This window comes from Hyphococcus formosus (genome assembly GCF_046736345.1).
Classification (GTDB): domain Bacteria; phylum Pseudomonadota; class Alphaproteobacteria; order Caulobacterales; family Parvularculaceae; genus Hyphococcus; species Hyphococcus formosus.
Window position 1 is genome coordinate 1,958,029 of sequence record NZ_CP157210.1, and the last position, 19,512, is coordinate 1,977,540.

Genomic DNA, 19,512 nt, shown 5'->3' on the forward strand with positions numbered 1-19,512 from the left:
CTCCTAATTCATGCGCCGGACGCCGGGCTTCGGCGCAGGTTTTTTCAACATTAAATCGGTCAGTGCCCAGACAAGCGCATCAAGGCGGTCCGGGCTTTTGCCGCTGCCGATATAGCTGGTCATCTGGTCTTCGAGCTGCGGAAACGCGCCCACATGGCGCACCCGCCCCTGTTCATAAAGCGCAGCAACCGGTTCGGCCCGTAGGCGCTTGCCCCGCGTCGCATAGACGCCGCGCACAGGCACCAAAGGGTCGATCTGGGCGATCACGGTTTTGGCCATATCGCCGCCCTGATTGACTTCGACCACGACCCGATCGGCAGAAAATTCATGATAGGCGGTGACCGCTTTTTCCGCCCACTGACGAGGCGTCAGCCCCGCCGCAGACCAGTCCGCGAGAATGAATGCGGTATGCATGTCGCCGCAATATGCAACGCCAGCGACGATGATACCGCACTCATCCGCGTCGGGGCCGCTTGTTGTGGGGGGGTCAACAGCGACCACCACTCGATCAAGGCTTGGAGCTGCGCTGATGCGTGCCGCCTCGATCAAGGTCCAGGTCCATAGCGCGCCGGCAATATCTTCGACCAGCTCGCCTAATAATTCCTGCCGCCCAAGGGCCGTGCCCTCATAAAGGGCTGCAATTTCGGTAAAGAATGCCTCTGATAAATGCGCGCGATTGTCATAGGTCGATGCGCGCGTCACATGGGTCGTTTCTGCCGCCATCAGCCGTTTGATCAGCGCCATGGGGCGCGGCGTCGTGGTTGCGATCTGGCGCGGGCGCGGCCCCAACCGCAATGCCAATTGCAGGTTCGACCATGTTTCCTCGGGGTAGCGCCATTTGCACAATTCATCCGACCACGCTGCATCGAACTGATAGCCGCGAATACCGTCGGGGTCTTCGGCAGAGAACGCATAGGCCACCGCCCCTGTGGGCCAGACAAGCCGCCGCCGCGATGCCTCATAGACCGGGCGATCAATATCGGTCGCCACCGCGCAGATGCCCGATTGCCCCTCGATCATGACTTCCCTCGCATCGGCATAGGTTTCTGCGACCAGCGCAATGGCCGGTTGCACCAATTCGTCATTGGCGCGGGCGGCCACAAGCGCACGCACCCATTCGGCGCCGGCGCGGGTTTTGCCGGCGCCACGCCCACCAAGAATGAGCCATGTGGTCCAATCGCTTTTTGGGGGCTTTTGATGGTCATGGGCGTTCGCCTCCCAATCCTTCGCCGCCAGCGTCGGAAACAGTTCGCGCATCGCTTCGGCCCTGATCCGCGCGATCTTCGCGTTCAATGCGCGCAATCTGGCGGTCGATCCGTCGTTTGATGCGGCGGATGGCGTCGTCGGAGATGGGGGGGTCTTTGGCCGTTGCATGAACGTTTCGTTCCTTTTCCTCTTCGAATTTCATTCGGCGTGCGATTTCCGCCGCGCTCATCAATGTCCGCAGGCTGCGCGCGCCGCGATCGAAACCCTCCGGCTCGTCTTCGGTTTCGAGCAAGGCAAGCGAGCGTTGATGCGCAAGCTGACGAATGCGGGCATAGAGCGATTGCCAATCGTCATCTTTTGGCTGGGCATTATGTTTGGGTTGGTTTGTCATCATGGCCCGCATAATGGGGCACCTGACAAAGGGGTGGATAACTATCCACCAACACTAGGAAATATTGAAGAATTCAACACAAGTGATGTAGCGCCATGAGTCCGCTTCGCGTTTTAGGCGAAAGTTATAGGGCTTACCGGGCTTTTGTTATGCGGCTCTCCAGCGTCGCATCATCGATCTCGCCTTCGGGGATGAGATCTGGCGACACCGCAATCTTTGCGCGCTCAACCGTTTTCGGATCGCCGCTAACCAATGGATGCCACCGCGCGAGGCCCCGCCCCTCAGCCAGCCGGCGATAAGCACAGCTTTTCGGCATCCAATGAAGGGTCGAAATATTATCCGGCGTTAACTGAACGCAATCGGGTACGCGCTTGAGCCGGTTGTCATAATCGGTGCAGCGGCGCTTTTTCGCGTCAAACAGCTTGCACGCAACATCGGTTTCAAAGACATCACCGGTTTCTTCATTATGCAGAATATAAAGACAACACCGCCCACAGCCATCGCAAAGCGACTCCCATTCTTTGGGGGTCATCTCGCTTAGTTTTTTTGTTTCCCAAAAGGGCTTGGTCACGGATTTTGGCCTTGTTTACGTAAATTGTTCCCTAGCAGCTAAAGCGCCGCGAATGCAAACCGATTGCCCGGCCCGTGGCGTATTTTTCCTGCAATTGTTTATCCCCGGAAAATCAGCCTAATATCATTGGCTGGATTACGGGAGGGAAATGCAATGATCCGCATACTCAAAATCGTTCTGGTTGCGTTTGTGGCCCTACAGGGCCTGACCTATTTCGTCGAAAACATTCTGAATTGGGAAGCGGCCAAGGGGGCTGTGGGCTATGTGTTGTCGCTGGCCGATCACAATGTTTACCCAAACAGTTTCGTGCCGCCGATTACCAATCCGGCATTGGTGACGATGACCTTGGTCATTATTGTCACGGGTGAATTGCTGGTCGGCGTGCTGGCCGGGCTTGGGGCGCTGCGGCTATTGTCCGTTGCCGGTAAATCCGCCGAGGAATTCAACAATGCGAAAACGCTGGCGCTTTTGGGCTGCGGCATGGCGTTGGTGGTCTGGTTCGGGCTTTTTACCGTCATTGGCGCAGGCGTATTTCAGATGTGGCAAACACCAGCCGGTGGCATGTCGATGGAAGGGGCCATGACCTATTATCTGTCCAGCGGGATTGTGTTGCTCTTTTTGAATATGCCCGACCGCTAAGCCCCGGTTACTGTCCCGAGATTACTGTCCCTTGACGCGATAGGTACATCGGCGCGCACCTGCGAGGATATGTTCCTCGCGGTTGACATCAACATCACTGCCAAGCACATCGGAAAAGACTTTTAGCTCGTTTGCGCAAAGGCCCGTACAGGCTTTTGCCGCCGAACAAATCGGACAATGATTTTCAATCAACAGCCAATCGCGCCCGTCTTTTTTGACCTCGGCCATATAGCCTTCGTCGCTACGCGCTTTGGCGAGGCGTTTGACACGCTCGGCCAATGGTTTTTCCGAATTGATCTTTTCGCCATAGGTCGCGCGCTGCTTATCGCCATGGCTTTGGATTAATTTCTTCAATCCCGCTTCGCCAAATAATTCCCGCACGGAATTGATCATCTCAACCGCCAGCCCTTGGTGCGCATCGGGGAATATCCGCGCTGCCTCTTCGGTCAGGCACCATTTCTTGGTGGGCCGTCCGCGCCCCTTGGCCTCGGATTCTGCGGCGACCAGCCCTTCCTCTTCGAGCGCATAAAGATGGAGCCGCACCGCCATCGGCGTCACGCCGAGGTCCTTGGCGAGGGCTGTCGCCGATTGCGGCCCGCCCCGCTTGAGCCGGTCAATCACCGCCCCGCGCGTTGCGCCGTCGGCATTATCGATTTTGTCGATGGGTTCGTTCGGAATTTTGCTCATGGATTTTTATATAAAGGAATTGCTTTCAAAAACAAGCCGAATTAATTAAAGGATATTCTTTATTAAATAGGAGGCGAAAATGACCAAAGCACGGCTTGAACATGCAAATCTGATGGTCACGGGTATTGATGAAACCGCGAATTTCCTTTTGGCAGCGTTCCCGCACTGGCGCATTCGCGGCGAAGGCGGCGGTGAATGGCATGGAGTGCCGCGCCGCTGGGTTCATGTGGGCGACGACTACAACTACATCACCCTGAATGAGTTTTTCGGCCCCAAGGCCAGTGACAAACCACAACGGGATCTCGCGGGAACTGATCCGGGGCTGGCGCATCTGGCCTTTGAGGTTGATGATCTTGAAGCCATCGTCAGCAGACTGAACAAGATCGGTTACGAATCCCATAATCTCGGCGAAGACCACCCCCACCGCCGGAACAATTATTTCAAAACCAAGGAAGGTATTGAATTCGAGTTCGTTCAGTATTTTTCCGACAAGCCGGAAGAGAGAAATCTTTATGCGTGAAGGTGCTGAAATGGTGGAATATTTGCGCCGTATTTTTGAAAGCAGACACGGGAATGGACAATGAGCTATTTGGGAATAATCGGGACGAGCCGCTCTGGCGGACAGACAGCGCAGCTCGTCCGTGAAGTCTTCAGCGGACTTGATGACGGACAGATCATCGACCTCAATGCCCTGAATATAGGCTATTTTGACTATGATTATGGCAATCAGGGTGATGATTTCCTGCCCATCGCGCAGATGATGATGCGTGCAGAGACAATTGTCCTCGCCTCGCCGGTTTATTGGTACACGATGAGCGCGCAAATGAAGGCGTTTATTGACCGGTTCAACGACTTGACCGGCCCCTATAAACCGCTCGGCAAGCGCCTTGCGGGGAAACGGCTTTATCTGGTGGCAACCGGCGCGCAGCCAACCGTGCCGAATTCATTCGATCAGCCTTTTGTGGATCTGGCGAATTATTTCGACATGCGTTGGGGCGGTATGCTGTATCAACAGGTCCGGTCCGAAAGCGAAGATATTATCGCCAATTCTGAAATTTCAGCGTTCGCACAAACGGTTAAATCACCGATTGATCTTCGCGAGGCAATGCTGTCAATTTAGGGTTCGGCTTTCCACCCGGCTAAAAGGGAGAGACCAATGCCTGTGGCTGTTGCCATCTTGAAAAACGCAATCCCCGCCATCGTCGAAGAGCGCGATGACGCGGCTTTGCTCAAGCGGCTGAAGGACTTTCCCGAACTGCCGAATTTTTCGACCGTCAATGAAGCGCGCGGCTATCTCGCCAAGCTTCCCTTCCCCAGCGGTTGGTTCGATTCGCTCAAAGAGGCGCAGCTCTACGCCAAGCAAGACGAGCCTAATTAAATGGCCCAAATAAACGCAAGCGAACATTGCCCCTTCGCTTTGGTTCCGCATAACGGGCCGAATTACCGCCTTTTCATCAAGGTCTTGAAATCTTTACGCTGATGCCCCGAAAACGCCCTCTTTGCATCACAAAGAGCAGTGTTATTTTAAATCAAGCACGTCATAATGGCGGCGAGTCACGAAAAGCCCCGCATGAGCAAGCGTCCAAAGAGTTTTAGCGCCATCCTTGCCTCGCTGTTTGCCGACCTGAAAAGAGGTGCGGTTGCGGTGCGCGGGGATATCGCCAAATTATGGGCGGGGCTAACCAAAAAGAAAAAGACGGCGGCCAAAACCGGCGGCCGCGCGCCCTATCCGGAAAATGCCAAATATGACAAACGCCCCGGCGACGGATTTGCCTGGCGCAATCTTTGGGGCTCGTTCATTGGCGCGGGCGTCTCCCTCGCCTTTCTCGGGGCCTCGGCGGTTTTGGGCTTTGCCTTTATCTATATGGCCCCGCGCGTGCCCGACGATGCTGATCTCTGGAACGTCAACCGACAGGCCGCCATCATCGTTCTTGATCGCAATGGCGAAGAGATTGCGGCGCGTGGCGCACGCTATGGCGAGCATGTGGAGCCGAACGAACTGCCGGAACATTTGATCAAAGCTATTCTCTCTACGGAGGATCGCCGGTTCTTCGATCATGGCGGTGTTGACCTCAGGGGGACTTTGCGCGCCGCCATCACCAACGCGAAATCCGGCGCGGTTGTCGAGGGCGGTTCGACCATCACCCAACAGCTCGCGAAGAATCTTTTCCTCTCCCCCACCCAGACCTATGAGCGCAAAATGCGCGAAGCCTTATTGGCGCTCTGGATCGAAGGCCATTACACCAAAGACGAAATCTTGTCGCTCTATCTCAATCGGATTTATCTCGGTGCCGGGGCCTATGGGGTCGAAAGCGCGGCGCAGACCTATTTCGCAAAATCCGCGCGCGACGTCACCTTGGCCGAGGCCGCAATGCTGGCCGGATTGCCGAAAGCGCCTTCGACCTATGCGCCGACGCAAAACCCGCTCGGGGCGCAGCGTCGCGCCGCCGAGGTTTTGGACAACCTTCTTGATATTGGTGCGATCACCGAATTTGAAGCGCGCGAAGCGCGGTCCAACCCGCCAACGATCGCAAAATATAATGTCGATAACGGGCTGGGCTATTTCTTTGACTATGCCGCCGCTGAAGCAAAACGATTGGTGCCGAATGCCAGCGGCGATCTGATCGTCCGGACCACGATCGATCAAAAATTACAGCGCGATGCGGAAGCCGCCGTGAAAGCCGCGCTCACGGTCGAGGCCCGCCTGAAAGGCGCAGACCAAGCGGCGCTGGTGGCCTATGACGCCGATGGTGCCTTGCGCGCTTTGGTCGGTGGCCGCGACTATAAGGAAAGCCAGTTCAACCGCGCTGTGCAGGCAAAGCGCCAACCGGGCTCGGCCTTTAAGCCCTTTGTCTATGTGGCGGCGATGGAAGCGGGCCTGACCCCGCAATCGCGTTTCATCGACCAGCCGATTGATATTGCCGGGTGGAAACCCACCAATTACACCCCCGGCTATGCGGGGCCGGTCCGCCTGACCGAAGCGGTCGCAAAGTCGATCAATACCGTGGCCGTTCAGGTCACCGAACGGGTGGGCCGCGCCAAAGTTGCGGCGGCGGCCAAAAGGTTGGGCATCCGCTCTGAAATCGCCGCACACCGATCAATTGCGCTCGGCGCGGTCGATGTCACCCTCGAAGAATTGACCGGTGCCTATATCCCCTTCGCCCGTGGCGGCTTGGCCCCCGAGTCCTATGCGATTTCGAGCATCGAAACCCGCGACGGCGAAGAGCTATATTACCGCGATGAACGCGCGCCCGAACGGGTCATGGCCCAAGACGTGGCGCGCGATATGAACCATCTTCTCTATCAGGTGATGTTGTCGGGTACGGGTGGCCGTGCGCGGCTCGGTCGGCGACAGGCCGCCGGCAAGACCGGCACCACCAATGATTGGCGCGATGCATGGTTTGTCGGCTACACGCCGCAAATCATTGCTGGTGTCTGGGTTGGCAATGACGCCTATACGCCCATGGAAAAGGTCACCGGCGGTACGATCCCGGCCTCAATCTGGAAAGACTTTATGACCTCCGCCCATCAGGGCTTGCCGATGCGCAATCTAGATGGGGCCTTTCCGGCGGCACGCTATGCCGCCGAGCCGGTATTGCTTGATTTCTACGCGGAAGTATCGCGCGGGTTAAATCGTGTGCGCCGCGATGGCGATGAACGCCGCTATAATCGGCGGCGCTAAAATCTAAGCCACTTTTTGCCCCGACAGGCGGTCGATCTGCGCCGACAGCCAGTCATGGTGTTTTTCGAGGTCAGCAACGAGATCGGACTCTTTTGGTCCATGTGCTGTCACGTCTTCGATCCAGAGCTGTAACACTTTTTCCTGCGTCATCAGCCAGGTGAGTAATGCGCGGTCTTCGCCCCGTTGTCTCAGCATCGCTGCCTCCGTTTTATTAGAATCCCTGCCGCCAGCTCACCGCGATCTTATAGTTGCGGCCCGGCTCGCTCACGCCTGCAGCGACGATCTGATAATCAGTGTCGGTGATGTTATCGACGCCCAGATCGACACGGATTCCTTTCAGGCCGCCGCTTGATGGTTCCCACACGGCATAAATATCACCTACCGCATAGCTGTCGCGGATATCGTTAGGGTCATTGACCTTGTCGAAGGTGCTGGCGAGCGACAGGCGGCCACCAAGACGCATATCGCCGCCTGCGAATTTCACACCGCCATCAATATAATAAATGTCCGGTGTCAGGATGCCGACAAAATCACCGCTATCCATATCGCGGCCATCAATGGTTGAAAAATTCCCGCGCAGATAGGCAAAACGGCTGTCGTAATTGGCCTCGATTTCAACGCCATCAAGTTCCGCATTGGTGACATTCACATTGCGGCTAAAATTCCCGAAGGCTTCGCCCGTGCCGCAAGGCGGGAATGGCGCACCGAAACAGCCGGCCGGAATATTGACCTCAAGATCAATCAAATTGGTCACGTCAGATTTGAAATAAGACCCTTTGATCGTAAAACTATCGCCATTGCTGAACAGATTTTCAAAATCGAGACCCGCACCCACTTCCCATGTCTGTGATTCTTCGGGAACCAGATCGGGGTTAGGGATAAAGAAGTTGGTTACAAGCTCGAAACTCGGAGACGAGAAATTCGGAATCTGGAAATGCACATTATCCGCATAGATCTCATTGAAAGACGGCGCGCGATAGGCTTCGGACCAATTGCCAAAGATAATCAGCGCATCGATGGGCTTATAAGAAACACCCACCTTTGGCGATAAGGCTTCATCATCAGTATTTGGCCCGCTCGACGCGCTGGTCTGGAACTTATCCCAGCGTACTCCCGGGAGGAGCGTGAGAACGCCGGGTGCGCCGAGCGGGCTATCTACGGCAAGTTCACCCTGAACAAACGCGCCGTAGAATTTTGCAGTCGCATTGGGGACGCCGCCCCGTGTGCCGTCAGGGGTCGTATTGTCAAAGCCGGCCTGTTGGTCGCGGTAAAACTCGCCACCATAGGTCAGCGTCAGCGCTGCCGGGCCAAGATCGAACCGTGAGCGGTTATCGAGCGAAACACCAAAGGTTTCGACTTCGCGGCTGACAATACGGGTGGTGTTGACTTCCGCCTCTTCGACCTCGTTTTTGGTCAGATAGGCAACCAGATTAGCGTCGATCAGGTCAGAATCTGCCGGGTTATAATTGACCGTTCCCTGAAATGTGTTGGTGTCGATATTCCGAAACACATTGTCATTGCCGGGCCCGCCAATATTGTTCCCCTGCGGATTGTTCGGGTCAATTGAATCGCCGCCAAACCTGATCCATGACGCGGATAATTCCCAATCCTCATTCGGGCGGAAGCTGGTTTTCAGGAGTGAGGAAACAACCTCATCATCCGCCGGAAGAGTCACGCCGCTGCCGAGCTCGATGTCTTCTGACAGGCGGAAGGTCAGGTTTCCGACGACGTCAAAGCGGTTGTCATTGCTCCGCCAGACGCCAGTGCCGCTTACGCGAAACTCGTCATTGACGCTCTGATAGCCCGACCCAACTTTGAAACCGGCCGTTTCGCCGTCTTCCAACAGATCGCTCGCCGTGATCGTCCGCATCGCGACAACACCGCCGAGCGCGCCCGAGCCATAAAGCGCAGAACCGGGCCCGCGAACAACTTCGACCGCGCGCAGGAGATCAGGATCAATGAAAAAGCGCCCGTCATGACCGGACAAAAAGCTTTGCCGCGCGCCATCAAACAGGACCAATACGCCCTCGCCGGATAGTCCACGGATATCCGGCGTCTGACCAGTCCGGCGAGGGCCTCCCCCAATTGAGGCACCGGGAACGGCGGTGAAAATATCGGCAATGGTCGATGGGTTGATGTCGTCAATAATGTCTTCGCCAATGACCGTAACCTGACCGGGATAGTCAAAAGCCGGGATCGGATTTCGGGTGGCGTAGACCGTAATTTCGTCGATCTGCGCCAATTCAAATTCTTCATCGTCCTGCGCGACAGCAATGTCTGCCTGTATTGCTGCCCCCAAAATTGCAGCACTCATCAAATATGTTTTTTTCATCTCATCCTCAAAAACTCTGCCGCAAACGCTTCGTCCTGCCGCGCGATTGGCCATTTCCCCAGTCTAGTTGCGAATGATTTGCAACAATGGATCGATAACATTGCCTAATTGCGATTGCAACTCAGAATCACTCGCAGTATAGATTTTTTTGAAAACGATTTTGGGGCCGCGCTCGGCGATGTCGGATCGGTCCGGGCAAAACCGTATATGGGAGAAAGATCGAATATGAATTTTCACAATGACGGAACGCGCATCGCGATCGCCGCTTTGGCAATACTTGCCCTTGGTGGATGCGCAACAGCACAGACAGGCCAAAGCACAAGTGATCAGGCGGAACGTGGTCAATCACAGAGCGCAAAGTTCGAGGCAGACCGCAAAGCGATTCTGGCCATGGCCGGCAATTACAAAGTGAAGTTCGACTTTATCGAAACGGTTCCTTTTGCTGCTGATTACGAAATCAAGGACCGCAAACATTCGGGCGGCCATGAAATTGTCCGGGTAATCGAAGATAGCGGCACTTTCATCAGCCTACAGCATATCCTCGTGGTGGGCGGCGAGAAGAAATTTCCGGTCAAACATTGGCGACAGGATTGGCAATATGAACCGGAAAGCGTTTTGGTTTTTATTGGCGGGAATGCCTGGGAAAGACGCCCTGTGAAAAACGGCAAAGGCAAGTGGTCGCAAACCGTTTATCAGGTTGATGATGCGCCCCGCTATGGTGCCATCGGTACATGGAGCCATGATTATGGCGTTTCCGCGTGGAACCCACCTGCGGAACTTCGCCCCCTCCCCCGCCGTGACGCCACGACGCGCGATGATTATCATGCGGTGAATGCGGTCAACCGCCATGCGATTACGCCAGATGGCTGGGTGCATGAGCAGGACAACACAAAGGTCATCCTGAGTGGTGAGCCGCGCGCCCTCGTCCGGGAAATCGCGATCAACACGTATGATCATTTCGACGATTTCGACATTGCGGTCGGCGACGATTACTGGGCCGCGACAGAAGAATTCTGGGCGGGCATCCGCGATGAGTGGACAAAGATCGAAACCGAGAACCCGGTTTTTGGCCTGACGATTCAAGGCGAACCGGAAGCGCTTTACATGCCGATCCTCGAACTGGCTGAAGCGGTCGAAAAGGATGAAAAATCCGCTGATGCCGCGCTCGAAGAGGCAAAAGCGGTCATCGCAGAATATACGACGACCGATATTGGCAATGTGACCGAGCGGGTTGCGGCCAAAGTCAGCGGCGATGCCTATTAACCGCGCACCCGACATCAATACATAAAAGAACACCGGGCCTTGCGCCCGGTGTTTTCGTTTAGAGCCCTAATAACTCATCATCCGTTGTCGGTGCTTCCGGTTCTGGCGGGGCGAGTCGCCACCCGGTGCCGTCATTACAAGCCGCGCCGCTCCATTCGGTTCGCTCCGAATAAATATTAATCCGCTGGCTGAACTTTCGGCAAAGCACCGGCATACGCACCGGCCCACCCGCCAGCTCAAGCTCAGAGCCAGGTGCCTTGATCAGCAAATCACCAAAAACATAACCACGCACAGTGTCATTCGCGGCAATCAACATCCAGTTCTTGTCGGTGACACGGCCAACCACATCGACCCCAGAACCAGACGGCAGCACCTCGGCGATTTTGCCCTTGGTCGATGGCGCAGTCCGGATATTGGAATTGCGCGTCAGCACATAAAGACCCATTTCGGTTTCCACCATATGGGTCAATTCAAAATCACCGCGGCTGGCATCAATCCGCGCATCGGGATTCCCTTTTAGATTGGCAATGGCATAGGATTCCGGCTCGACCACGCCCCTTGCGCTACTGCCGCGCCACCCTTGTGGCTTGCCGGTATTCATAGCCTGAACAAAGGCATATGCCAGCGCATCATGATCCGCGCGCGATAATTGTGAACTGAGATCCGCGCCCTTGGCATAGTTAATATCGTCGCCGCCAAACGGGTCCATCGAGGAGAGAGTCGAGCACGCCCCTAAAGTAAAGACACCCAACAAGGTAAATAAAGGTGCCGTTTTTTGAATAAAACCTCTGAACATTTAGTCACTCCTCTAGGGCAATTCGGCGACGTTTTGTTTACCTTTGTTGCACACTCTGCGCAGCTTGTGGAGGGAGACACATGGCAACGCAACTCGTCGAATTACTGACCTTGGCTGGTGCGCGCGTCAAACGCAAAAGCGCTAACGCCAGAACCGGACAAGAAGTTCAGTTTTTGCGCAGCTTAATCGACATTTTTATGGCAGCGCCAGAAAAATTTCATGGTGCGGCCTTGGATGAGTTCGATGGTTTGGTTTGCGCGCTTTGCGCGAATGCCGATCCGGAAACGCGCCAGGCCATTGGTGCGCGTCTTGCCCACAGCGCCGATGCCCCGCGACGGGTATTAAAACAATTGGCGCGCGATGACATTTCAATCGCGGAATCAATCCTGCGTCTTAGCCCGAACTTAAAAGACGACGATATTTGCGCCATTATTCGCGCACGCGGCATTGCGCATCATCGCGCCATCGCCAATCGCTTTGATCTTAGCTATGCCGTCAGTGAAGCTTTATTGGCCCTAAACAATGAAGTGATCACCATTTCCCTATTGAAAAATCAACGGGCGCATTTCAGGCCCCATGTGCTTGAAGCGTTGGTCGATCAGTCAAGGAAGCTGACATCGCTGCAAGCGCCGTTGGTCAACCGGTTTGATCTTTCACCGGCCTTGTTGACCCGCCTTTATTTCTATGTCCCTGCGGCCTTGAAATCGCAAATCCTGAACCGTTCGGACCATCTCGAACCCGCACTGATCGATGAAGCAATTCAGATCAATCGCGCATCATTATTTCATCCGGGTCAGGACAAAGAACATCTCCGCCATTCGGTGTATCAGCGCTCTATCCAGGGCCATCTCACCGAAGTGCAACTGCGCGCGTTGATCAGCGAGCGAAAAATCGACGAGTTTATTTTCGCATTCGCCTATCTTGCCGGGCTTGATGAAGATGCCGTGAAAACCATTTTGAACGACAGCCGCTTTGAGGCACTGGCCATCGCCTGCCGCGCATTGGAAATCCATCGCGATTTATTTTCGCGGCTGGTGTTTGGTGTCCTGCTCGAAGGGCGCGACAAGGCAAAGGCGCTGCGGATCCTCGATCTTTATCTGAAGGTGCCACCGGACGCCGCAAAGAAGCTGATGCGGTTATGGCGATTGCGCAGCAAAGCCGTTCAGAACGCCAATCAGACGATTATTTTAGACGCAAAGGCAACCGCGACGCGGCGTTCGGACAAGCGCCAAACAGCGTGACCTGATCGAACGCCAAATGCTATTCGAGAAAGGCTCGTCCCTCTCTGTCTTCAATCTCGACAACCCAAATATCCGGATCAATCGCACTTTCTTTTTCGATCCACCGGTCAATCTTCGCTTCGATATCGTCGGTTTCAGGATCATCGCTGAAAGGTTCGCGCCAGATCGGATTCCCGTCGAGATCGCGGCTCTGAATATAAAGGCGCACATCACCGCGCGCGATAAAAAGCTTTACCGCCACCGCGCCGGCATCCGGATCACCTTTGCGAACTATCGTCGCGAAAGCACCGCCGGCTTGGGCGCGGCGAAGATGAGCAGAAACACGGATTTCGGTTTTCAGGCGAGGTTCGATCATTACACCCGCACGCTTACGCAACGGCGCGCATTGGTCAAGCGGCTTTTGGCTCTTTCATGGTGCGTACCAACATCGCTTTTAACGCATCAGCGCGTAGCGGCTTGGTAATGAAGTCATTCATCCCCGCCGCGAGCATTTCTTCCCGCTCACCGGACATCGCATCAGCAGTGACAGCAATGATCGGTGTTGCGGCCTTATGATCATTCCGTTGCCGGATGGTTTGCACCACTTCGATACCGCCCATGATCGGCATATTCTTATCGACCAGAACCACGTCGAAGCTGCCGTCTTCAAACAGGTCGAGACATTCCTGTCCGTCGCAGGCAAATACCGGCGCAATCCCCCAGGATTTCAAAAACTCGCCCACCACGAGACGATTGACCTCGTTATCTTCGGCAACAAGGACGCGCAAGCCCGAAAGGTCGCTGGCCGCGTCATAGATTTCGTCGTCCATCTCATCAACGGAGACCGTCACCGCATCCACCGCCAGCGTCAGCAAGAAGGTCGTACCGCTGTCTGCGGTCTTTTCGACACAGATTTTCCCGCCCAACAGGCCAGCCAGTTCACGGCAAATCGGCAATCCAAGCCCAGTCCCGCCATAGACCCGCGATGTTCCGCGCTCACCTTGCTCAAACGGTTCAAAGACCCGTTCAATCAAATTGTCAGGAATGCCTTTCCCGGTATCACTGACCCGGATATCAAGGCGATAATTGCCCGCCCCGCGCGCTGTTGCGTGAAGATGCACAACAACATGTCCGTGCGCGGAGAATTTTACCCCGTTCGAAACAAGATTCTGAAGGATCTGTCGAAGGCGCAAATCATCAATCATCACCGCAGGCGGTATTGGCCCCGTGACCTTGGCCGTAACGGTCACCCCCTTTGCCGAAGCGGCCTCACGCCAGTTATCGCATACAAACCGGACGAGGTCGCGAAGATCGGTCGGGCGCGGTTCCAGCGTTAACATGCCTGCTTCGATTTTTGAAAGATCGAGCATGTCATTGAGGATCAGCAAAAGCGACTCGCCGGATGTCCGAATGGTTTCGGTCAGTTTTTTCTCACGCGCCGGCAAATCGCCGTTCAACACCGCGTCGGTCAAGCCAATGACACCATTTAGCGGTGTACGGAGCTCATGGCTCATGGTGGCGAGGAACTGGCTTTTCGCCGCTTCCGCCCGCCTTGCCCGCTGCGCATTTTTGTGGGCGTTTTCAAGCGCTGTATAAACGCTTTCGGTAATCAGGACTGAGATGCCGGTCGAAACATACAAGACGAACATCGCTTGAATGAAACGATTGGTCTCGCGCGAATAATCGAACGGCGCAATCAGCGATGGATTGTTCAGCGATACCCAATAGATCGCCACGAGCAACACTGTCCCCGCGCCGCAGAAGGTTGTCGCTGCACGACGCCCGGCGATAAACCCCGCCATCAATGGACCGATAGCGATTAATGGCAAGATCGCGGTATTAATGCCGGATGCGCCATAAAGGGCCGCCGCAAGAACTGACGTTACCATTAAGATTGAATACAGCACCGAATAGAAAAACGGGTTTTTAAACCACCGCACCATCTGCATTGAGCCAAGAATGATCGCGACGGCGACAAGCGTCAGCGTGTGATCAAAGGTCCACGTATGGTAGATGAAAAACATCAGAACGAAATTCGCGAGCTGGGTCGCACAGATCATCGCGCCGATGATCCAAACGGCGCGCATACGCATTACCTCATCTGGGCGTCCATGTTCCGATATGCGTAAAAAACGCTCATAGGATTTTACCCAGCGCTCCATCGTGAAATCGTCTCCAAAAGCAATGCTTGCCGCGTTCTCAATTTAGCGGAATGTTCCTCAAGAAAAGGTCAATGGCTAGAGCATTAGAGCGGCATTTTGCTGTTATTTTTCCGCATGCTGTGGAGCTAGTTGGTTAATTTTATTCTAAGAATTCAGATACGCATAATAAGCATGAACACCGGGTTAAGATCCGGCCTATGCAGCGCTCTTCCCGAGGCGCTCTCGCCGATATTGCGCAACGCGGTCAAGCTGGCTCTGAATGTCAGCGGCGCGTGCAGCGGACACCCCGGATGAGGCTAACTCTTCGGTGGTTTTTGCAACCGGCAATGTCAGCGTCGCAGCCGTCCCTTCGCCCTCGATGGAACTCAACGACAAGGTCCCGCCATGCAATTTGGCAAGTGCAAATGCGAGTGACAGACCAAGGCCCGTTCCCGCTGTTCCGCGTACGCCGTTTTTATGCATGTCGGTAAAACGCTCACCCAATCGCGCAAGCGCGATCTGGCTCATGCCGACACCGGTATCGGAAACCGTGAATGAAATCGTCCCGTCGGTTTCCCGCACATCAAGACCGATTGCGCCATTGGCCGTAAACTTCACGGCGTTCGATAAGAGATTGATCAAAATCTGCCTGACCGTACGGCAATCGAGCATGGTCTCTGACAGATCATCATCAATATCAATATTGAGACACAGCCCCGCCTTTTCCGCTTCGCCGCGAACCATTTCGGCGCAGCTTTTCGCAAGCGGGCCCGGCGCGGTCAAAACCGGCGCGATCTCATAACGACCCGCGGCCAATTTTGCGCGGTCCAGAATCGCAGAAATCAGTTCCGACAGATGACCGCCGGATGAATGAATCAGCTCTGCATATTCGTTGTATTTTTTATGGCCGAGCGGCCCAAAAGTTTCGGTCCGCATGGTCTCGGCAAAACCCATGATCGCATTCAACGGGGTTTTCAGTTCGTGACCAAGATCAGCCAGCAATTCAGCCGATACGCCCGTTTCTGCTTCGGCCGCGATATTGGCATTGCGGCGCTCGCTCAATTCTTCGCTGCGGTCGCGCATCAATATGGCCAGTCCGCTAGCGTTTTTGGAAAAAGAAAGCTCGACGAAACGCAATCCGTTCTTGGTTTTTTCGCCCGCTTGGGCCAATAAGCGCACCGAAACGCGAATGGTTGCCGCGCCAATTTTTGCGTCGCGGGCGCGGGTTACTGCTTCCTTAACAACTGAGCGATCATCCCGCGCAATATATTCAACAAATGAACGGCCAATCGGGCCTGATTTTCCGCCAACCAGATTTTCCGCAGCGCTCGTCGCGGCGGTGATAATGCCGTCATCATCAATGCCAAGAACCGGGTCGCCATCGCTTGAATGCCATGAAACGCCAGGCTTTCCGCCATTTTTGCCGGTGATTGCTGTCAAAAAAGATGGCAGTTTCAAAGCCATTATCATTCCGGTTTTTGAGCGCAGCCCAGAATGGACTACCCGCGCTGATTCGTTAACGGGCTTCACCATGCGCTAATTGACGTTAATAAAAGATAAACTGGAAAAACGACGAAAAAGGGGTGTATCACGGTGCAAACCGGTCGAATTTGATAATAATTCAGCTAGTGTGGTCAGCGCAGTCTTAAAAAATCGAACCATAGGATGGCGGATATGCTAAAACACCGCCACTTGGGAGAAGTAATCTATGTCGCGTAACAAGTTGGGGCCGCGTAAGATGTTGATTGCGCGAAGAAATTCTTCATCGCCAATGAAAAAATCCAAAACGCCCCGCGCCGGCCGATCGGCGTGTCGCCCCTATGCGCTTGCCGTCGCATTGATGGCTGGCTTCGCAACCACCGGGGTTGCCGCCGATACATTGGCCCAGCCAAAAGATAATTCGCTTGAACGCGCCGCCGCAAATTACATTCGTTACCGCGAGGATGTGGCGGCGATCGAAGCGATGCCGTTTAAAAACGCAGAAGTCACGCGCGAGGCGCATCGCCGCCTTGCGGGGCATGAGCCAGACAAGCTCGCTGCCGGATGGGTTGCCTATGCGGCGCTTGTTGTGGCGGACCAGCCCGACTTTGCCGAGGCCCTTGAGAAAGAGCTCAAGAAAAAGACCAAAAAGCGGAAAGGCATTCTGGGCGGGATTGACGGACTGATGTCGAATATTTCGGCAAATCCGTCCTTCCTTCGCGAACTGGAAGGAACGAAACCGGCAGTCGATGCAGTGCTTTCGATGGCGGTGCAAGATGGCGCTCGGATTTCGGCTCTGGGCGAGTCGTTCAAGACCCAAGCCTATGCCATGCAAAAAACCAGTTGGGGCAAGCAACGCATTTCCCCGAGCCAGACCCGCATCACCGAGGCGGCGGATTATCGCCGTAGCCGCGCCGAACCGGCGATGCCGACCTTCACCCATCCCTCGAATAATGGGGTGATGGCACCATCGCTTGCCAGTGCGACTGAAACCTGGTCGGCCGATTGGGGCGCGACATCCGGCGAAGCGCGGGTGACCGAAAAGAATGCCGAAGTGGTCATCGACCGTATTCTTTACCTCGCCGCGCGGTATTCCACCGACACGCTCAATCCGAAAATCGTCGAAGTTTATGCGCGCAACACCAAGTCAGAACGCTGCCTTTCCATGGCCAAGCTAACGCTCGATCAATGTATCGCCGCAACGCGCACCCCCTATGAAGAGGCATTTTGCCTTGGCGAACATGGGTTAAATGATGTCGCGACCTGCACCGGTTGGGTTGCCGGCGCTGACGGTAGCTAAAATAAACCGCACACAAACAAAAGGCCGCGCAATTGCGCGGCCTTTTTTGTTGCACCGAATTCAGGTTTTTCGTCGATAGCTTTTACACGACGCTTCATAGGCTTTTGCGGTGCGCCGGGCATTCCATCCGGCCGTCCACGCATCACCGCCATCAACGCCGAAAAATTCGCGGCACATCAAAAACCCGGTTTTATAATGTGAGGACTCAACGCTCAGCCCCTTGCCGCTCAACCGCATGGCTTCGTCATAGCAACCGCAAACATCGCCGCTAACGGTTTTTGCCTTGGCCGCAACGGGCGATGACACCGGCGCACGGGGCTCAAGGCCCGCGAATAATCCATCGCGACTTTTGGCGAAAAGCCCAAAGCCCACAATGGTCACGACCAGCATGGTGCCGAGAACAATCTCCGTATAGGGAAGTTTTGGCAGTGATTTCGATGTCTTTGCCGGCGCTGGACGGGTCGCCGTCGGCGCATTGGTTTCCGCGCCGCCGAGAGGAATCATCTCCCATGACCGGCCGCAGTCACGGCATAAATCAGCTTCCTGAAATTGGCGATTGTCGCAATCCCTGCTCTGGCAGCCGGTTTCACCACAATGGCCACAACGATAGAGCGGGTGGTCGCATGACTTTGCGCCCATTCGGGCTTTGTCGCCTTTACCGAAGAACTTCATACCAAGACCCCCACCCCGGCCCCCAAGACCCTATGGGCATTTACCATAGACTAGCGGATGGCGGCCATTTGAACAAGTTTGCCCGCGGCGGGCTATCGGCCCGTTCAAGGCCGGTTATTCGGTATATCCGCCAGCCGGTTGGCCATAAATAGCATGCACAAAAGCGCCCGGTTGCGGTGCCGGGCTACAAGCCTTATGTGACCGCCATGACAAGTTTTGACGACATCCGCAGCGATTTTGAATTCATCGACGAATGGGACGAGCGATATAAATATCTCATTGATATTGGTCGCAATCTCGAACCCTATCCGGAGGAATTCCGCGATGAAGCCCATAAGGTTCGCGGATGCGCCAGTCAGGTCTGGCTGCATGCGATTCGGGACGGCGATAAGCTTTATCTAAAGGGCGATTCGGATGCGCATATTGTCAAGGGGCTGGTTGCCCTGTTGATCGCGCTCTATTCCGGTAAAACGGTCAGTGAAATAACCGCGATTGATCCTGAGGCGGAGCTAGCGCCTTTTGATTTGAAAGACCATCTGACACCACAGCGGTCAAATGGCCTACATTCGATGATCGCGCGCATTCGCGCAATTTCCGCTCAAGGGTAAGCCCGGCTCGATCTCGACGCCCACGGCTTTATGTTCAACGACCGGTACGGATTGTTTGAACAACCCTTGTCGGGCCCCGTCGCGCAATCGCTGACGAAACCGCTTTTCCATATATTCTATTTGCAGATCAATGATCGGGCTGTCGCGGCTGTCTTCGATACTGACGCAAGCATGAGAAACAGTCGAACGATCACGACTGAAATGTTCCGCCACCTCATTTAGCGATAATTGACCAACCACATGGGCCAAATACATCGCCACCTGCCGTGCCCGTGCATGAAGCGCCTCGCCGCGCATCGTTGATACGAGTGCTGAATGCGGAAATCCGTATGCCTCGCATACAATTTCCTTGGCCATGCGCGCGGTTAATCGGTTCGCGCTTTGTGAAAATCGATTTGTCTTTCTCGCCATGCCTTATCCCCATCTAGCAGTGCTGCCAAAACGACAACAATCGAGAATAAGATAAGAGATATATACAAGTTGAGGATAAGTTTTCGAGCGTGGTTTAAGTCCCGTTAAGGCTTA

The 19,512-nt window shown here is 55.0% G+C and carries 21 protein-coding genes; 9 read left to right on the top strand and 12 right to left on the bottom strand.

Annotated elements, in window-relative coordinates; translation table 11 throughout:
- Window positions 1-3: 3 nt before the first annotated feature.
- From ABFZ83_RS08925 to ABFZ83_RS08935, 3 genes are all read right to left on the bottom strand, one after another.
- The gene (locus ABFZ83_RS08925; RefSeq protein WP_411816203.1) at window positions 4-1,257 is read right to left on the bottom strand and encodes a DNA-packaging protein; all 1,254 of its coding nucleotides are present in this window, start codon (window positions 1,255-1,257) and stop codon (window positions 4-6) included.
- On the bottom strand, window positions 1,202-1,600 hold the full coding sequence (locus ABFZ83_RS08930; RefSeq protein WP_411816204.1) for a hypothetical protein: 399 nt from the start codon (window positions 1,598-1,600) through the stop codon (window positions 1,202-1,204). Before ABFZ83_RS08930 ends, ABFZ83_RS08925 begins: the two co-directional genes overlap by 56 nt.
- Window positions 1,601-1,730: 130 nt before the next feature.
- The gene (locus ABFZ83_RS08935; protein ID WP_411816205.1) at window positions 1,731-2,168 is read right to left on the bottom strand and encodes a YcgN family cysteine cluster protein; all 438 of its coding nucleotides are present in this window, start codon (window positions 2,166-2,168) and stop codon (window positions 1,731-1,733) included.
- 153 nt (window positions 2,169-2,321) lie between these two features.
- On the opposite strand from ABFZ83_RS08935, the gene ABFZ83_RS08940 reads away from it, so the two are divergent.
- On the top strand, window positions 2,322-2,807 hold the full coding sequence (locus ABFZ83_RS08940) for a DUF2165 family protein (protein ID WP_411816206.1): 486 nt from the start codon (window positions 2,322-2,324) through the stop codon (window positions 2,805-2,807).
- Between the two features lie 21 nt (window positions 2,808-2,828).
- Here ABFZ83_RS08940 and ABFZ83_RS08945 read toward each other — a convergent pair whose 3' ends face one another.
- Window positions 2,829-3,494, bottom strand: a complete 666-nt coding sequence (locus ABFZ83_RS08945) for a helix-turn-helix transcriptional regulator (protein ID WP_411816207.1) — start codon at window positions 3,492-3,494, stop codon at window positions 2,829-2,831.
- Window positions 3,495-3,573: 79 nt separating this feature from the next.
- Here ABFZ83_RS08945 and ABFZ83_RS08950 point away from each other — a divergent pair, with 79 nt between their 5' ends.
- The 4 genes from ABFZ83_RS08950 (at window position 3,574) to ABFZ83_RS08965 (ending at window position 7,176) form a co-directional block, all read left to right on the top strand.
- On the top strand, window positions 3,574-4,014 hold the full coding sequence (locus tag ABFZ83_RS08950) for a VOC family protein (RefSeq protein WP_411816208.1): 441 nt from the start codon (window positions 3,574-3,576) through the stop codon (window positions 4,012-4,014).
- 60 nt (window positions 4,015-4,074) lie between these two features.
- Window positions 4,075-4,614 (top strand): flavodoxin family protein, encoded by a 540-nt coding sequence (locus ABFZ83_RS08955; RefSeq protein ID WP_411816209.1) that lies wholly within the window; start codon window positions 4,075-4,077, stop codon window positions 4,612-4,614.
- A gap of 36 nt (window positions 4,615-4,650) precedes the next feature.
- A complete protein-coding gene (locus tag ABFZ83_RS08960; protein WP_411816210.1) occupies window positions 4,651-4,872 on the top strand; it encodes a hypothetical protein in 222 nt (73 codons plus the stop codon).
- A 192-nt stretch (window positions 4,873-5,064) separates the two neighbouring features.
- Window positions 5,065-7,176, top strand: coding sequence for a transglycosylase domain-containing protein (locus ABFZ83_RS08965; RefSeq protein ID WP_411816211.1), 2,112 nt, complete (start codon window positions 5,065-5,067; stop codon window positions 7,174-7,176).
- Between the two features lie 3 nt (window positions 7,177-7,179).
- Here ABFZ83_RS08965 and ABFZ83_RS08970 read toward each other — a convergent pair whose 3' ends face one another.
- Both ABFZ83_RS08970 and ABFZ83_RS08975 read right to left on the bottom strand, forming a co-directional pair.
- Window positions 7,180-7,371: a hypothetical protein gene (locus tag ABFZ83_RS08970; protein ID WP_411816212.1), complete on the bottom strand. Its 192-nt coding sequence runs from the start codon at window positions 7,369-7,371 to the stop codon at window positions 7,180-7,182.
- Window positions 7,372-7,387: 16 nt separating this feature from the next.
- Window positions 7,388-9,508: a TonB-dependent receptor domain-containing protein gene (locus ABFZ83_RS08975; RefSeq protein ID WP_411816213.1), complete on the bottom strand. Its 2,121-nt coding sequence runs from the start codon at window positions 9,506-9,508 to the stop codon at window positions 7,388-7,390.
- A gap of 225 nt (window positions 9,509-9,733) precedes the next feature.
- Here ABFZ83_RS08975 and ABFZ83_RS08980 point away from each other — a divergent pair, with 225 nt between their 5' ends.
- On the top strand, window positions 9,734-10,771 hold the full coding sequence (locus tag ABFZ83_RS08980; RefSeq protein WP_411816214.1) for a DUF6607 family protein: 1,038 nt from the start codon (window positions 9,734-9,736) through the stop codon (window positions 10,769-10,771).
- Window positions 10,772-10,829: 58 nt separating this feature from the next.
- On the opposite strand, the gene ABFZ83_RS08985 is transcribed toward ABFZ83_RS08980, so the two are convergent.
- Entirely contained in the window at window positions 10,830-11,567 is a 738-nt protein-coding gene (locus ABFZ83_RS08985; protein ID WP_411816215.1) for an SH3 domain-containing protein, read from the bottom strand.
- Window positions 11,568-11,647: 80 nt separating this feature from the next.
- On the opposite strand from ABFZ83_RS08985, the gene ABFZ83_RS08990 reads away from it, so the two are divergent.
- Complete coding sequence (locus ABFZ83_RS08990; protein ID WP_411816216.1) at window positions 11,648-12,808, top strand: DUF2336 domain-containing protein; 1,161 nt, start codon at window positions 11,648-11,650, stop codon at window positions 12,806-12,808.
- 19 nt (window positions 12,809-12,827) lie between these two features.
- Here the strand turns inward: ABFZ83_RS08990 and ABFZ83_RS08995 are convergent, their stop codons facing one another.
- The 3 genes from ABFZ83_RS08995 to ABFZ83_RS09005 form a co-directional block, all read right to left on the bottom strand.
- On the bottom strand, window positions 12,828-13,163 hold the full coding sequence (locus ABFZ83_RS08995) for a DUF1491 family protein (protein ID WP_411816217.1): 336 nt from the start codon (window positions 13,161-13,163) through the stop codon (window positions 12,828-12,830).
- A gap of 34 nt (window positions 13,164-13,197) precedes the next feature.
- Window positions 13,198-14,949, bottom strand: a complete 1,752-nt coding sequence (locus ABFZ83_RS09000) for an ATP-binding protein (RefSeq protein ID WP_411816218.1) — start codon at window positions 14,947-14,949, stop codon at window positions 13,198-13,200.
- A gap of 195 nt (window positions 14,950-15,144) precedes the next feature.
- Entirely contained in the window at window positions 15,145-16,392 is a 1,248-nt protein-coding gene (locus ABFZ83_RS09005; RefSeq protein WP_411816219.1) for a sensor histidine kinase, read from the bottom strand.
- Between the two features lie 244 nt (window positions 16,393-16,636).
- On the opposite strand from ABFZ83_RS09005, the gene ABFZ83_RS09010 reads away from it, so the two are divergent.
- Window positions 16,637-17,707 carry a hypothetical protein gene (locus tag ABFZ83_RS09010; RefSeq protein ID WP_411816220.1) on the top strand — a complete coding sequence of 357 codons (1,071 nt, stop codon included), beginning with the start codon at window positions 16,637-16,639 and terminating at the stop codon, window positions 17,705-17,707.
- A 60-nt stretch (window positions 17,708-17,767) separates the two neighbouring features.
- Here ABFZ83_RS09010 and ABFZ83_RS09015 read toward each other — a convergent pair whose 3' ends face one another.
- On the bottom strand, window positions 17,768-18,379 hold the full coding sequence (locus ABFZ83_RS09015; protein WP_411816221.1) for a hypothetical protein: 612 nt from the start codon (window positions 18,377-18,379) through the stop codon (window positions 17,768-17,770).
- Window positions 18,380-18,585: 206 nt separating this feature from the next.
- Here ABFZ83_RS09015 and ABFZ83_RS09020 point away from each other — a divergent pair, with 206 nt between their 5' ends.
- Complete coding sequence (locus ABFZ83_RS09020) at window positions 18,586-18,987, top strand: SufE family protein (RefSeq protein WP_411816222.1); 402 nt, start codon at window positions 18,586-18,588, stop codon at window positions 18,985-18,987.
- Here ABFZ83_RS09020 and ABFZ83_RS09025 read toward each other — a convergent pair.
- The gene (locus tag ABFZ83_RS09025; RefSeq protein ID WP_411816223.1) at window positions 18,940-19,398 is read right to left on the bottom strand and encodes a helix-turn-helix domain-containing protein; all 459 of its coding nucleotides are present in this window, start codon (window positions 19,396-19,398) and stop codon (window positions 18,940-18,942) included. The genes ABFZ83_RS09020 and ABFZ83_RS09025 overlap by 48 nt on opposite strands.
- Between the last annotated feature and the right edge of the window lie 114 nt (window positions 19,399-19,512).